Source organism: Amycolatopsis sp. NPDC104819, assembly GCF_055583145.1.
In genome coordinates this window covers 539,327-554,224 of record NZ_JBVJON010000008.1, presented here as the reverse complement: position 1 = coordinate 554,224, position 14,898 = coordinate 539,327, and the positions used below count along the sequence as shown (strand labels likewise).

12 protein-coding genes (1 of these 12 running past the window's edge) are annotated in these 14,898 nt (G+C 73.1%); 6 read left to right on the top strand and 6 right to left on the bottom strand.

Annotated features, from left to right (window positions below; translation table 11 throughout):
• The 5 genes from ACZ63E_RS27800 to ACZ63E_RS27780 form a co-directional block, all read left to right on the top strand.
• A protein-coding gene (locus tag ACZ63E_RS27800) for an enolase C-terminal domain-like protein (RefSeq protein WP_465339040.1) crosses the window boundary here: on the top strand, positions 1-239 show its 3' end. 1,165 nt of this gene lie to the left of the window's left edge; only the last 239 of its 1,404 coding nucleotides appear in the window; its start codon lies beyond the left edge, outside the window; its stop codon occupies positions 237-239.
• 4 nt (positions 240-243) lie between these two features.
• Entirely contained in the window at positions 244-1,380 is a 1,137-nt protein-coding gene (locus ACZ63E_RS27795; RefSeq protein ID WP_465339039.1) for a hypothetical protein, read from the top strand.
• Positions 1,381-1,395: 15 nt separating this feature from the next.
• Positions 1,396-2,850 (top strand): aldehyde dehydrogenase (NADP(+)), encoded by a 1,455-nt coding sequence (locus ACZ63E_RS27790; RefSeq protein WP_465339038.1) that lies wholly within the window; start codon positions 1,396-1,398, stop codon positions 2,848-2,850.
• Positions 2,851-3,030: 180 nt separating this feature from the next.
• On the top strand, positions 3,031-5,397 hold the full coding sequence (locus tag ACZ63E_RS27785; RefSeq protein ID WP_465339104.1) for a polysaccharide lyase 8 family protein: 2,367 nt from the start codon (positions 3,031-3,033) through the stop codon (positions 5,395-5,397).
• A gap of 127 nt (positions 5,398-5,524) precedes the next feature.
• The gene (locus ACZ63E_RS27780; protein ID WP_465339037.1) at positions 5,525-6,982 is read left to right on the top strand and encodes a flavin-containing monooxygenase; all 1,458 of its coding nucleotides are present in this window, start codon (positions 5,525-5,527) and stop codon (positions 6,980-6,982) included.
• A gap of 63 nt (positions 6,983-7,045) precedes the next feature.
• On the opposite strand, the gene ACZ63E_RS27775 is transcribed toward ACZ63E_RS27780, so the two are convergent.
• A complete protein-coding gene (locus ACZ63E_RS27775; RefSeq protein WP_247053887.1) occupies positions 7,046-7,168 on the bottom strand; it encodes a ribosomal protein bL36 in 123 nt (40 codons plus the stop codon).
• Between the two features lie 168 nt (positions 7,169-7,336).
• Here ACZ63E_RS27775 and ACZ63E_RS27770 point away from each other — a divergent pair, with 168 nt between their 5' ends.
• Complete coding sequence (locus ACZ63E_RS27770; RefSeq protein WP_465339036.1) at positions 7,337-7,687, top strand: helix-turn-helix transcriptional regulator; 351 nt, start codon at positions 7,337-7,339, stop codon at positions 7,685-7,687.
• Between the two features lie 26 nt (positions 7,688-7,713).
• On the opposite strand, the gene ACZ63E_RS27765 is transcribed toward ACZ63E_RS27770, so the two are convergent.
• Genes ACZ63E_RS27765 through ACZ63E_RS27745 form a run of 5 tightly spaced genes read right to left on the bottom strand, consistent with a single transcriptional unit; the run spans position 7,714 to position 14,881 of the window.
• Complete coding sequence (locus tag ACZ63E_RS27765; protein WP_465339035.1) at positions 7,714-8,883, bottom strand: VWA domain-containing protein; 1,170 nt, start codon at positions 8,881-8,883, stop codon at positions 7,714-7,716.
• Complete coding sequence (locus tag ACZ63E_RS27760) at positions 8,880-11,060, bottom strand: DUF5682 family protein (RefSeq protein WP_465339034.1); 2,181 nt, start codon at positions 11,058-11,060, stop codon at positions 8,880-8,882. The genes ACZ63E_RS27765 and ACZ63E_RS27760 overlap by 4 nt, the downstream gene beginning before the upstream one ends.
• The gene (locus ACZ63E_RS27755; RefSeq protein ID WP_465339033.1) at positions 11,057-12,142 is read right to left on the bottom strand and encodes an ATP-binding protein; all 1,086 of its coding nucleotides are present in this window, start codon (positions 12,140-12,142) and stop codon (positions 11,057-11,059) included. Before ACZ63E_RS27755 ends, ACZ63E_RS27760 begins: the two co-directional genes overlap by 4 nt.
• A complete protein-coding gene (locus tag ACZ63E_RS27750) occupies positions 12,139-13,524 on the bottom strand; it encodes a DUF5691 domain-containing protein (RefSeq protein ID WP_465339032.1) in 1,386 nt (461 codons plus the stop codon). The genes ACZ63E_RS27755 and ACZ63E_RS27750 overlap by 4 nt, the downstream gene beginning before the upstream one ends.
• A 37-nt stretch (positions 13,525-13,561) precedes the next feature.
• Complete coding sequence (locus ACZ63E_RS27745; RefSeq protein ID WP_465339031.1) at positions 13,562-14,881, bottom strand: SWIM zinc finger family protein; 1,320 nt, start codon at positions 14,879-14,881, stop codon at positions 13,562-13,564.
• Positions 14,882-14,898 lie beyond the last annotated feature (17 nt).

The following is a 14,898-nucleotide window of genomic DNA, read 5'->3' as shown; positions in this document are numbered from 1 at the left end:
ACGCCGCACACACACGCTCAGCGAGCCGCCACCCCACCCCCCCCCCACCCCGCCCCCCCCCCCCCCCCCCCCCCCCCCCCCCGGTGCCCGCGGCCCCGGGCCTCGGGGTCACGGTCGACGAGGACGCGCTGGCCCGCCTCCATGAGAACTACGTCCGATGTGGACTGACCAAACGGGACGACGTGACCTACATGCGCAAGTACGTACCCGGCTTCGAGCCGAACACGGCGAGGTGGTGACCCGGTGAAGGTGACGGGATACGCCTACCCCTGGGACGTCCTGGAGGCCGGGTTCGCCGCTCGGGCCCGCGACCTCGATGTCGACGAAGTGGCTGTCGCGCTGTCCTACCACAGCGCCCGCGCCGCGACGCCGTGGTCGGCTTCGCAGACGGCCGTCGTCGCGAGGCACGCGGCGTTCTACCGGCCGGTGCGCGCGGAAGCCTGGGAAGGCAAACGTTTGCGGCCGTCCACACCGGACTGGGTAGCTGCCCAGGACAGCGGTTCCGACGCCGTCCGGCTGCTCAACGAAGCCGGGATCCCGGCGGCCGCGTGGATCGTCCTGACGCACAGCTCGCAGCTCGGCTACGAGCACCCGGACGTCACGGTGCGGAACTGCTTCGGCGAGAGCTACCCCTGGGCGCTGTGCCCGTCGCAGCCCGCGGTGCGCGAGTACGCGGCGACGCTGACCGCGGAAGCCGTCGCCGGGCTGGAGCTGTCGTCGGTGATCCTCGAGGCGTGCGGGCCGCTCGGCGCGGTGCACCAGCACCAGCACGAGAAGACCGACGGCGTCTGGGCGCCCGCGGTGGCCCGGCTGCTGTCGATCTGCTGCTGCGACGCCTGCGCGTCTTCCTGGGACCTCGACGCGGACACCGTGCGGGCCCAGCTGGTCGAAGAGGTCCGGCGGCTGGTGGCGACCGGTGACCTGGGCGTCACGGCCGACGACCTGCCGCCGTCGTTGACTCAGCACCTTCTGTTTACCAGACAGATGCACACCGACCAGCTGCGGGCCGCCGTGCTGGCGACGCTGCCGGCGGGCACCCGGGTCGTGCTGCACGGCGCGGTCGACCCGTGGGTCACCGGCGCGCTGCCCGGGCTGACGCCGTCCGCCGCGGACGACGCCGACGCGGTCGTAGTGTTCGGCTGGGCGCCCGCGACGGGCGCCGAAGCCGTCGCGGCGGCCCGGGAGGCCCTGCCCGAGCGGGTCGCGATCGGCAGCTACATCACCGCGGTCGCCGCCGCGCCGGTGCCGGACATCGCCGGGTACGTGGGCGAGCTGGCCAAGGCGGGCGCCGCGGAGCTGCACCTGTACCACCTCGGCCTGACCGGTCCGGGTCGCTGGGGCGACCTGGGCACGGCCACCGCCGCCGCCCACGAAAACTGAGGAGCTGTTCCCCCCATGAGCCAGGCCACCGACGCCGCCACGCTCGAGAAGATCCTGGCGGGAGCCGCCGAAGCGGCCCGTCCCGCCGCCGAAGCCACCCCGGCCGAGCGCGCGGGCTGGCTGACGGCCGTCGCCGACGCTCTCGACGCCGCCGCGGACGAGCTCGTCCCGCTGGCCCACGCCGAGACCCACCTGCCGGCGTCCCCGCGGCTGTCCGGCGAGCTGAAGCGCACGACGTTCCAGCTGCGGCTGTTCGCCGAGGTGCTCACCGACGGCGAGTACCTCGGCGCCACCGTCGACCACGCCGACGCGCAGTGGCCGATGGGCCCGCGCCCGGACATCCGCCGGGTGAAGACCGCGATCGGCCCGGTGCTGGTGTTCGCGGCCAGCAACTTCCCGTTCGCGTTCAGCGTCGCCGGCGGGGACACGGCGTCCGCACTCGCCGCGGGCTGCCCGGTCGTCCTCAAGGCCCACCCCGGCCACCCGGAGCTCTCCGCGCAGACCGGCTCGATCGTGCGGGAGGCGCTGATCAAGGCGGGCGCCCCCGCCGCATTGTTCAATGTCATCTTCGGCCAGGAGGAAGGCGTCACCGCGCTGAAGGACCCGCGGATCGCGGCGGCGTCGTTCACCGGCTCGATCCCCGGCGGGCGCGCGCTGTTCGACATCGCGAACGCGCGGCCGCGGCCGATCCCGTTCTACGGCGAGCTCGGCAGTGTCAACCCGGTCGTGGTCACCGAGGCCGCGATCGCCGCGCGCGGGGAAGCCGTCGCGAAGGGGTACGCCGGGTCGTTCACGCTGGGCGCCGGCCAGTTCTGCACCAAGCCGGGCCTGCTGTTCCTGCCCGAGGACCACGGCCTGACCGACACGCTGAAGGAGGCGCTGGACGGCGCCGCGGCCCAGCCGATGCTCAACGACCGCATCGCCGGCGGGTACTCCGCGCAGCTGGAGAAGCTGCGGAAGGTGCCCGGTGTCGAGGTGGTGTCCGCGTCGCCGTCGGAGGCCCCGGCGTTCACCCCGACGCTGCTGGCCACCTCCGGCAAGCAGTTCCTCGAAGGCGGCGAGGCCGTGCACGAGGAGTGCTTCGGTCCGGCGTCGCTGATCGTCACCTACGCCGACCAGGCCGAGCTGCTGCGGCTGCTCGACGTCGTCGAGCCCGGGCTCACCGCCACGATCCACGGCGAGGAGTCCGACGCGGACTGGATCCGGCCGGTGCTGCCGGCGCTCACCCGCGTCGCCGGCCGGCTGCTGTGGAACGACTGGCCCACGGGTGTGACGGTGAGCTGGGCCCAGGAACACGGCGGCCCGTACCCGGCCACGACGGCCCCGACCACGACGTCCGTCGGCACCGCCGCGATCGAGCGGTTCCTGCGGCCGGTCGCCTGGCAGGGCTTCCCCGACACGCTGCTGCCCGAACCCCTGCAGGAGGCCAACCCCTGGCAGCTGCCCCGCCGCACCGACGGCTCCCGCTGATCCGCTGAACCGCTGATCCCGCGGGGGCGCCCCCCGTTTCCACTTTATCGTTCCGCACCGACAGTTTCCGGCCCCCGAGCTTTCCCGTGAAAGCTCGGGGGTGTCGCCCCACAACGCCGCCGCACAACTGAATCCCCGTTCCCCAAGCCAAGGATGTCTTGAATCCTGGGAGGCATGACCATGCCCGTGAACCGGAGAAACGCTCTGCGCGGCGGCGCCCTGGCGGCCGCTTCCACCGTGTTCCTCACCCGTCCCGCGTTCGCTTCGGCGGCCCCCTTCGCGGCGCCCACCGCGAGCGGGGTGCCCGCCGCGACCGCGCCGATCGTCGCCGCGTACCGGCAGCTGCAGGCCGGCATCAACCGGCCGTCGCCGGAACGCACCGCGGCGCTGGCCAACCTCGGCCGCGTTGCGAAGGCGTACAACACGAGCCTGTCCGTCGCCGGTGGTGGCGCTCCACTGTGGACGGACCTGCCGCTCGGCCCCGGCAGCGACTACACGACGTCGATGTACGCGCGGCTGCGCGCCATCGCCGTCGACTGGGGCACCCCGGGCGGCGCGCTGTCCGGTGACCCGGCCGTGCTCGACCGGATCAAGGCCGCGCTGGAGCTGATTTACCAAAGCCAGTACAACCCGAACGTCGGCGAGATCGGCAACTGGTACACCTACGAAATCGGCGTGCCGTACTACGTGCTGCACACGCTTTCGGTCGTTGCCGACCAGCTGACCGCCGACGAGCTGGCCCGCTACGTCAGCCCGATCAAGCGGTTCGTCGGCAACCCGAACGTCCGCGCGAACAACACGTCACTCGTCGAGACCGGCGCCAACCGCGCCGACAAGGGCCTGATCTCGATCGTCGCCGGCGCGCTGATCGGCGACACGGCGTGGATCAGGACCGGCATCGACGCGCTGACCGACGTCGCGGGCGGCGGCGCGGCCAGCGTCGTCGCGAAGCTCGACCGCGCGGCCGGCGACGGCTTCCACGTCGACGGCTCCTTCATCCAGCACGACACCATCCCGTACCCCGGGCACTACGGCATCGTGCTGCTCACCGCGCTCGCCGGAGCCATCCACGTCACGCAGGGCACCGGGTTCGCGCTGCCGCAGCCGTTGAAGGACAAGATCTACGCGCTGGTGGCGGACAGCTTCGCGCCGTTCGTGTACGCGGGCGCGCTGCTGGAGCCGGTGCGCGGGCGGATGCTGTCCCGCCAGGGCGAGACCGCGCACGACATCGGCCACCAGCTCACGGTCGCGACGCTGGTGCTGGCCCGCACGGCTTCGGGCAAGACGAAGACCGACCTCAACGCGCTCGCGGCGAAGTGGATCACCGAGGGCACCTACGCGCCGTTCCTCAAGATCCCGGACCCCGAGCGGTTCGCGCCCGGTCCGGACCTGGTCGCCACGCCGGGCATCGAGTTCGCGCAGGACATGCTGGCCTCGCACACGCGCCCGGCCCGCACCACGGCGACGCACCGGATCTTCGGCCAGCAGGACCGGCTCGTCCACACCACCGAGGACTGGACGGCGTCGCTCGGGGTCAGCTCGACGCGGATTTCGCGCTACGAGGCCATCAACGGCCAGAACCTCAAGGGCTACCACGTCGGCGACGGCGTGCTCTACACGTTCGTGCCGGGCGCGAAGGGCCACTACACCGACGCGTACTGGCCGACGGTCGACCCGCTGCTGCTGCCGGGCACCACCGAGAACGACGGCCCGACGGACCCGGCGTTCGGCAACGTCCCGGTCGGCCCGAACACCCACACGGGTGGCGCTCGCTGGGACGACAAGCACGGCGCGTACGCGTTCGACTTCAAGTCCTGGGACGGCTCGCTCGTCGCGAAGAAGTCGTGGTTCTTCACCCCGGACGGGATCGTCTGCCTCGGCGCCGGGATCACGTCCACCTCGGACCACGCGGTGCGCACCACGATCGAGAACCGCAACCTCGGCGAAGGCGGCAAGGGCGCGCTGACGGCGGACTTCCGCCGGGTGGCCACCGACCTCGGCAAGCCGAGCACCCTGCGCCGGCCGCGGTGGGTGCACCTGGAGAACGTCGGCGGCTACGTGCTCCTCGACGACGGTGAGGTGACGGCCCTGCGCGAGGACCGCACCGGCGCGTGGCGCGACATCGACACCGGCGCCAACACCAAGGGCACCACCACACCGAACACCCGCCGGTACCAGAAACTGGTGCTGCAGCACGGCGTGAAGCCGGCGAACGCGAAGTACGCGTACGCGGTGCTGCCGGGGGCGTCGGTCCTCGGCACGGTCGGCGCGTCGTGGGCGTGGCAGGTGCGCGCCAACACCGCGACGGTCCAGGCCGTCCAGACCGGCGACACCCTGCTGGCGAACTTCTTCGCGGCCGGTTCGCTCGGCGACGTGCGGGTCTCCGGGCCCGCGTCGGTCGCGATCGGGCGGTGCGGCTGGGGGCGGCAGCTCGCCGTGTCGGACCCGACGCAGACGCAGGACAGCGTGACGGTGACGGTCCGCGGCAAGTCCGTCGTGGTGCCGCTGAAGGGCAGCTTCGGCGCGACGAAGGTAGTCCCACTGTGATTTGCGGGGCTTCGCCCCGGCCGGGGGCTCCGCCACCCGGACCCCCTGGGCAGTAGTGATACCTCCTCGCCGGACCGGTGCCCCGACCCGGTCCGGCGGGGTCCCCACCTCGGTTACGCTGGCGGGCATGACCAGCGCCGAGCACGTGGACGTCCTCATCGTGGGCGCCGGCCTGTCCGGCATCGGCGCGTCCTGCCGGTTGCGGGGCCGGACCTACACCATCCTCGAGGCGCGCGACACGATCGGCGGCACCTGGGACCTGTTCCGCTATCCGGGCATCCGGTCCGATTCGGACATGTTCACCCTCGGCTACCCGTTCCGGCCGTGGAAGGACGCGAAGGCGATCGCCGACGGCCCGTCGATCCTCGCCTATGTCCGGGAGACGGCCGCCGCGTACGGCGTCGAGGAGCACATCCGGTTCGGCCACCGGGTCGTGCGAGCTTCGTGGTCGTCGCCGGACGCGCTCTGGACGGTCTCGACGGCGCACGGCGCGACGTTCACGTGCCGGTTCCTGTACCTGTGCAGTGGTTACTACTCGTACGAGAGCGGGCACGTCGTCGACTTCCCGGGCCGGGCGGAGTTCGCCGGCGAGATCGTGCACCCGCAGCACTGGCCCGCTTCGCTGGACTACGCGGGCAAGCAGGTCGTGGTGATCGGCAGCGGCGCGACGGCGGTGACCCTGGTCCCGGCGATGGCCGAGCAGGCGGCGCGGGTGACGATGCTGCAGCGGTCGCCGTCCTACATCGTGGCGCGGCCGGGGAGTGACGCGCTCGCCGACCGGATCCGCGCGCTGCTGCCGGAGAAGCTCGCGCATCGGGTGGTGCGCGGCAAGAACGTCGTGCTGGGCACGTTCTTCTTCCAGCTGCTGCGGCGGCTGCCGGACCGGGCGGCGCAGGTGCTGCGCAAGCGCGTGGCGGCCCAGCTGCCGGCGTCCATCCCGGTCGACCCGCACTTCGTGCCCGACTACGACCCGTGGGACCAGCGGCTGTGCCTGGTGCCCGACGCGGACCTGTTCCGGGCGCTGCGCTCGGGCAAGGCCGACATCGTGACCGACCGGGTCGCGCGCTTCACGGCGTCGGGGATCGAGCTGGAGTCGGGGCGGACGCTGCCCGCGGACGTCATCGTGACGGCGACCGGGCTGAAGCTGGTGGCGTTCGGCGGGATGGCGCTGAGCGTCGACGGCCGCGAGATCGAGCCGGGGGAGCAGCGGGCGTACAAGGGCATGATGTTCGGCGGCATCCCGAACCTCGCCTGGTGCGTCGGGTACACGAACAACTCGTGGACGCTGCGCGCGGACCTGACGTCGCAGTACGTCTGCCGCCTGCTGGAGCACCTGGACCGGCGCGGGTTCGCCTACTGCGTCCCGGACCCGGTCTCGGCGGGCTCGGCGGGCCGGCCCCGCCCGATCGTGGACCTGCAGTCGGGCTACATCAAGCGCGCGGAGGCGGGCCTCCCGAAGCAGGGCGGCCGGCGGCCGTGGATGATGCGGCAGAACTACCTGCTCGACCTCGCGGACATGCGCCTCAACCGCCTCGACGACGGTGTCATGCGCTTCGGCCGCGCGCCGGTCGACGCGGTTCGGTGAAACGCCAAAACGACCGGGGCCTCGGAACCACGTAGTTCCGAGGCCCCGGCCGTCGTCGAGGGGTCAGCCCTGGCGGCCCTTGGCGCGCGGGTTGTCCTTGTTGATCACGAACACACGCGTGCCGCGGCGGATCACCTGGGCGCCCGGCTGACGGGCGAGCGAACGAAGCGAACTGCGGACCTTCATGGCGAGCCGTCCCTTCCTGGTCGGCGGTGCGGGCCCCGAGTGCGTCCCGCATCTGTGTGAACCATCCGAGGGTCGGTTTTAATCCACAACTCAGCTGGTCTCGCGAGTGGTTGCCTGGGGTCTATGGAAATATTTGCCTATATCCCCATATCGGCCCATACTTGGACTATGGGTGAGAGAGACCTGGTACACGCGGTAAAGCTGGCAGTGGGCAAGCTGCTCAAGGAAGCGCGCTTGGAACACGGCTGGAACCAGACCGAGCTCGGACGACGGGTCGGAGTGGATCAGTCCACGGTGTCGGAGTGGGAGCGGGGTGTCTCCCTGCCTCGTGACACCGAGCGCGTTGCTGATGTGTTGGGACTGCCGATGGAGAAGGTAAGGGCAGTGCTCGAGTCGGCCGCGCGCGACGAGGATGACGTCGAAAAGGCGCTGAGGTTGCAGACCCTCCTCTCCGCCGAAACCCGCCAAGCTTTGTTGACGATTTATCGCAGGGTTTTGGCGGCCGAGGTGCTCACCTGACCTGTTCTTGATTCGACCTGGGCACGTCAGCTGGTCTCGCGGGCGACCCAGCCCTGGAGGTCGTCTCCGCGGACGGCGGCGGCCATCAGCTCCGGGAACTGGTCCGGGGTGCACGCGAACGCCGGGACGCCCAGCTCGGCCAGGGACGCCGCCGTCTCGTGGTCGTAGGACGGCGCGCCCGAGTCGGACAGGGCCAGGAGCGTCACCACCTGGACGCCCGCGCTGGTCAGCTCGCCGATCCGGTGCAAGAGCTCGTCCTCGTCGCCGCCTTCGTAGAGGTCGCTGATCAGCACCAGCAGCGTGCGCTCGGGCTTCGCCACCAGGCCCTGGCAGTACGCGATCGCCCGGTTGATGTCCGTGCCGCCGCCCAGCTGGGTGCCGAACAGGACGTCGACCGGGTCGGCGAGGTGCTCGGTGAGGTCCGCGACCTCGGTGTCGAACGCCACGAAGCTCGTCTTCAACGACCGCATCGAGGCCAGCACCGCGCCGAACAGCCCGGAGTACACCACCGACTCCGCCATCGAGCCCGACTGGTCGACGGCGAGGATGACGTCGCGCTGGACCGCCTGCCGGCGCCGGCCGAACCCGATCAGCCGCTCGGGCACGATCGTGCGCAGCTCGGGGGAGTAGTGCTTGAGGTTCGCGTGGATCGTGCGCGCCCAGTCGACGTCGCCCGGGCGCGGCCGGTGCGTGCGCGACGCCTTGTCCAGCGCGCCCGTGATCGCCGAACGGGTGCGCTCGGCCAGCCGTTCCTCCAGCTCCTGGACGACCTTGCGGACGACCTCGCGCGCGGTCTCCTTTGTCTCTTCGGGCAGCACGCCGTTCAGCGAGAGCAGGGTGCCGACCAGGTGCACGTCGGGCTCCACGGCCGAGAGCAGCTCCTTCTCCAGCAGCATCCGCGTGAGCCCCAGCCGGTCGACCGCGTCCCGCTGCATCACCTGCACGACGGTGCTGGGGAAGTACCGCCGGATGTCGCCGAGCCAGCGCGCGACCCGCGGCGCCGACGCGCCCAGGTTCGCACTCCGCGGCCCGCCCGCGGCCTCCTCGTCCGGCTTGTCGTAGAGGGCGGCCAGCACCGCGTCGACCCCACTGTCCTCTTCGGACAGCTGGGCCTCGGCCAGCCCCGAGCCCGGGCCCGCGCCTTCCCCGCCCAGCACGAGCCGCCAGCGCCGCACCCGATCGGTGTCCGTGCTCAAACCCCCACCCCCAGCAGTGTCGCGAGCACGGGCAGCACGCGCTCCGCCCGCTCCTCGTCCAGTTCGTCGGCCACCGGCACGACCCGCGCGGTGCCCTTCAGCCCGGCCGCGCGCTGGCCGATGGCCCGCTTCTCGGGTCCGCTGAACGCGCCGAACGTGCGGCGCAGCAACGGAAGCACCTCGGTGAAGACGTCGTCGGGGATCGCCGCGAGCCAGGCGTCGATCACCTGCAGCAGGCCTTCGTCGTGCACCAGCAGCAGCGCGCCGCCGTCGAAGAACCCCTCGACGTAGGCCGCGCCCGCCGACGGCGCGATGCCCGGGGTGAGCGCCCGGCCCAGCCGCAGTTCGATGTCGAGCGCGTCGAGCAGCCCGGCGTCGTGCAGGATCCGGGTGAGCCGGCCGGCCAGCAGCGGGGGCAGTGACGGCCGTTCCGCCAGCCGCACCAGCGCGTCGAGCCAGCGGCTTTTCGCCTCTTCGCCCAGCAGCGATGTCGCGTCGTGCACCCCGTCGACCAGCTTGGCCAGCCGGGCCGCGGCGTCGTCGTCGATCCCGTGGGCCGCCGGTGGCAGCCCGGCGCAGATCCGGTCGAGCATGCGGTGGGCGACCGCGCGCAGCGAGCCGGTGTCGGTGCCGCGCACGTCGCCGTAGCGGGTCGCCCGGGAGAGCGCGGGCAGCGCCGACATCAGCCGTGCGACGTCCGCGTCCGCGGCGGCCCGCGCGTCGAGCGCCGCCAGCGCGTCGGGCAGCGCCTCCGGCAGGTCGGCGAGCAGGCAGTTCTCGACGGCCGTGGTGACCTCGTCCAGCGGCGGGGTGCCTTCGACGGTGCCGCGGACCGCGGCGGTGGCGGCCGAGGGCACGGTCGTGCCGTGGACGGCGGCCGCGACCAGGTCGACCTCGAACGACGGCTCCCAGCTCAGCGCCCAGGTCTCCCGGAACGTGCCCCGGTTCCGCCGGGCCGAGGCCTCCCGGCTGCCCCACTCGATGCCGAGGATCCGCAGCCGGTGCAGCAGCTTCGAGCGGTCGAGCCCGCCGGGTGTGCGCAGGTCGAGGTCGAGCTCCTTGACGACGGGATCCTTCTTGAGCCGCAAGCGTTTCGCCGTCGCGGTCAGGTCCGCGGCCAGCGGCGGCTGCGGCACCCTCTCGGGCACCTCGCCGAGCCGTTCCCCGACCACGAGCCGCCGGGTGACCAGCTCGACCTGCACCTCGTCCCCGCCGCACAGCACGGCGCGGGTGGCTTCGGTGACCTCGGCGAGCCCGGCCGACGACCGCCCGCGCAGCGTGCCGAGCGTCTCGGCCAGCCGGACCGCCTCGATCACGTGCGCGGTCGACACCGGCAGGTCCTCTTCGCGCAGCACCGCGGCGACGCCGGTGAGCCAGCGCGTGGTGACGTCCTCGGCCGTGGTGAAGAGGTGGTGGTACCAGCCCGGCGACCGCACCCCCGCGCCGTAACCGCTGGTCGTGGCGAGCCGGCCGTGGGTCCACGGCACCCAGGTGCACGCGACCTTCCGCTTCGGCAGTCCTTTGAGGACGGCCTGGTCGTGCGACGCCGGCGGCAGCGGGTCGGCCAGCGCCGGCACGTGCCACGCGCCGCAGACGACGGCGATGTTCTCGAAGCCCTCCTTGCGCGTGCGGCGCAGCACCGAGCGCATGTATGCCTCGCGACGCGCTTCGTTGCCCTGCGGCGGTTTTTCGTCCTCGCGGACCGCGGTCATCGCGTCCGCGATCACGTCGAACGGGTTTTCGCTGTCCCGCCGGGACTCGACGACGTCGTCCCACCAGCGTTCCGGGTCGTCGTAACCGCCGGCCGAGGCCAGCAGCGCCAGCGGGTCGACCGGCGGCCCGGCGTGCTCGTCCGGCCCCGCGGCGAAGGTGTTCGCGGCCGGGAGGTCGCAGAACCGCACCGGGATCCCGGCTTCCCGCGCGTAGGCGAGCGCCTGCCATTCGGGGCTGAAGACGGCGAACGGCCAGAACGCGGCCCGCGAGACGTCGTCGGTCGCGTACGCCAGCAGCGCGACCGGCGGAGCCATCGCCGGGTCTTCGGTCAGCTCGACCAGGGCGTCGGCCTCGGGTGGTCCCTCGATCAGCACGACGTCCGGTTCGAGCTCCGCCAGCCGCGTCGCCACGGCGCGGGCCGAACCCGGGCCGTGGTGGCGGATGCCGAGCAGGTGTGTGGTCACGAAATCTCCTGGCCCGCCCGGTAGAAGTCGGCCCAGCCGTCGCGTTCGCGCACGACCGTCTCGAGGTATTCGATCCAGATCGCGCGGTCGGCGACCGGGTCCTTGACCACCGCGCCGTGGATGCCGGCCGCGACGTCGTGCGGGCGCAGCACACCGTCACCGAAGTGCGCCGCCAGCGCGAGGCCACCGGTGAGCACACTGATCGCTTCGGCGGTGGAGAGCGTGCCGGACGGCGACTTCACCGCCGTGCGGCCGTCTTCGGTGCGCCCGGAGCGCAGCTCGCGGAACACGGTGACCACCCGGCGGATCTCGGCCAGCTCGGCGGCTTCCGCGGGCAGCTGCAGCGACGCGCCCAGCTGGGCGACCCGCCGGCTGACGATCTCGACCTCGGCGTCGGCGCTGTCCGGCAGCGGCAGCACCACGGTGTTGAACCGCCGCCGCAGCGCGCTCGACAGCTCGTTGACGCCCTTGTCGCGGTTGTTCGCCGTCGCGATCAGGTTGAAGCCCGGCCGCGCCTGCACCTCGGTGCCCAGCTCCGGGACCGGCAGTGTCTTCTCCGAGAGAATGGTGATCAGCGAGTCCTGGACGTCGGCCGGGATGCGCGTCAGCTCCTCGAGCCGGGCCAGCTTGCCGTCCCGCATCGCGCGCAGCACCGGGCTTTCGACCAGTGCGGCGGCGCTCGGGCCCTCGGCGATCAGCCGGGCGTAGTTCCAGCCGTAGCGGATCGACTCCTCGGACGTGCCCGCGGTGCCCTGCACCAGCAGCGTCGAATCCCCGCTGATCGCGGCGGACAGGTGTTCCGACACCCACGTCTTCGCCGTGCCGGGCACCCCGAGCAGCAGCAGCGCGCGGTCGGTGGCCAGGGTCGCGACGGCGACCTCGATCAGCCGCCGCGGGCCGACGTACTTCGGGGTGATCACGGTGCCGTCCGGCAGGGTGCCGCCGAGCAGGTACTGGACGACGGCCCAGGGGGAGAGGTGCCAGCTGGGCGGCCGGGTCCGGTCGTCGGCGGCGGCCAGCGCGGCCAGCTCGGCGGCGTGGTCCTGTTCGGCGTGCGGCCGGAGGACGGTGGCGGCGGTCATGCGAGCTCCTCGTACATTTCGCGGCGGAAGTTCAGCGTTTCGGTGAGCGCCCGGCGCCACGGCCCGGCGTCCATGGTCAGGCGGGTGGTGGCCAGCGGGTGGCCGAGGCACGTCCGCGGGACCGCGCGGGCGATCACGACGGCGGCGTGCGAAACCAGGCGGTGGTCGTCCTGGCGGGCGATCCAGTCGAGCAGCGCGGTGCCGAGCTCCTTCGTCCACGGCCGGGGCAGCTCGTGCACCAGCCGCGCGAACGACTCGACGGGCAGCCGGCTCACCAGGTGCCCGACGGTCGCGGCCTGGCTCGCCGGGCTCAGCGTGCCGAGCAGCGGCGGGGTGGTGCGCCCGCCGGGATCGGCGCCGATCAGCGCCTGCGCCCAGGTTTCGTCACGTTGGCGTAGGGCCGCGGTGGCCCACGAGTCGCGCAGCACGCCGGGCGGGCAGCCTTCGACGGTCATCCGCACCACCTCGGCGGGTGGGCCGAACTCGGTCCAGAACCCCAGGGGAGCGGCCGCGACGAGCGTGCGCAGCCGGACGGTGCCCTCACCGCGTTCGCCTTGGGGCAGCGAGACTTCCAGCACCCGGCCCCGGCGGCGCACCAGCGGCCGCAGCCGTTCGGCCATCTGCTGCCCGTAACGCGTGCCGGGCAGCCGGCCGAGCAGCTCGGCGGCTCGCTCGCGGACGGCGGCCGCGCGGTCGGTGAGCGCCGCTTCGAGGAAGGCTTCGTCGCCGGGGCGGACGTGCCCGGCGAGCACCCCGAGGAAGTCGGAGCGGACGTCGGCGGGTTCGGTCTTCCACGACGTGCCGAGTGCTTCCCGCGCGGCGTCCGGGTCTTCGGCCAGCCGGGCGGCCAGCCAGCGGCGACGCTGGGCGAGGCTGCCGTACTGCCAGACGTCCGCGGTGTCTTCGGCGGGCGCGGACAGGAAGGTCCAGTCCGGGTTCCGCTGCCCGAGCCACGCCCCGAGCGGCCCGGCGACCGCGACGAGTGGCCCGCGCAGGGCGGCCTTGCTCCGGGCCGCTTCGGCCAGCAGGGGCAGGGTTTCCGGCGGGACGCGGTACGCCGTGCCCGCCACGATGCCGAGCCATTCCAGCAGCAGGTCGGGATGGCTGGCGGCCAGCAGCCGCGCGAGCCGCTCCCGCGCCAGCGGCGGCACGAAGGCCCGCTCGTCGGGCCCGGCGGCCGGCAGCGGTTTGACGTTCGACAGCGGCCGTTTCCCGGCGCGCCGGTAGGTGGTGAGCACGGCCGCCGCGGTGAGCAGCTGGTCCGCGGGCTCGGCCCGGTCACCGGCGAGCGCCTGGACGGCGGGCGGCTGCGTCGCGGGGTCGAGGGGCCGGCGGCGGGTGCCGAGGAGAGCGGTGCCGACGAGGTCTTCCCAGGCTTTCACGGGTTCACCGCCTTCCGGGGCTTGAGGTACAGGGGCATCACAGTCGCACCGCCCGGTCGCCGGTCCAGCACGTCAGGGGACGCAGGCCCGCGAGGCTCCACTCGCCCGCGACCGTCACCGGGCAGCCGGCGGACATCGCCAGCAGCGACCACGGGAACGCGTACGGCACCAGCGGCAGCGCGGTTCCGTCCTCTTCGGACAGACACCAGCCGCCGGCGTGTTCGGCCGGGGTGACACCGGTGAGCAGGACCGGCCAGCGCTCCAGCCACGGGTCGGCCGCCATCGCCCGCGCGTACGCCGACAGGGCGTCTGCGATCGAACCGCCGTCGGCGGCGGCCGCCGGCAACGGGATGCCGCGCTCCACCACCAGCGCGCGCAGCGGCGCCGCGCCCGGGTAGAACGCCAGCTCGGCCGTCAGGAAGTGGCCCGGGGGCAACGAAGAATCCAGCGGACGGCCCGGCGGCGCGAACGACAGCACCAGCGCGTCCCGGCCCGTGCGGCCGCCGCGCAGCCAGGTGCGGCGGGTGAGCAGCCGGTCGTTCTCCTCGTCGGCCGCGCCAGTGATCAGCCAGTCGTCGGCCACCCGCTCGCCCTGCTCGAGCACCCGCGCCGTCTCCACCGAAAACCCGAGCCGCGTGCGGACCGTCTCGGCCAGCGGAGGCGGCAGCGAGTCCAGCCGGCTCGCCGCGTCCGCCAGCAGGTACAGCAAGGACAGCTCGCCCAGTAAGGCCTCCGGCCAGTCGTGGCGGCCGACGATCCCGGCCGCCCGCCGCAGCCCGCCCGCCAGGCCGGACGCCTGCGCGTCGACCATCCGGGCGGCGACCGTGCGCAGCTCTTCCCCGCCGCTGCGGTCGAACCCGGCGAACCCGGCGCCGATCCGGTCGGTGAGCCAGACCTTCAGCTCCGCGACACCGCCTTCGACCCGTGCCGCCCGATCCGAAGCGCGGCGCGCGGCGGCTTCTTCGTCCTTGGGCCCGGCCGCTTCCGCGCGTTTCTCCGCGCGGCGGGCCCGATCGGCCCGCTCGGCGAGCCACGTGTGCACCCATTCCGGCGGCTCCCCGGTGTCGAGCCGGCCGGCCGCCCAGAGCATCAGCAACCCCAGCGCGTGTTTGCACGGGAACTTGCGGCTGGGACAGGAACACCGGAACGCGGGCTCGGCGAGCTCGACGCACGTCTGGTACGGCTTCTTGCCGCTGCCCCGGCAGAAACCCCACACGGCGTCTTCGGACGCACCCGCGCCCGACCACTTCGCCGGCGCGGCGAGCGCCCGGCCCGCCTTCTCCGACGCGGGATCCGGCGCCAGCCCGGCCACGCGCTCCGCGGTCCACGGCACCGCCGTCACCACCTGTCCCCCCACTGTTCCCCCTCGGTTCC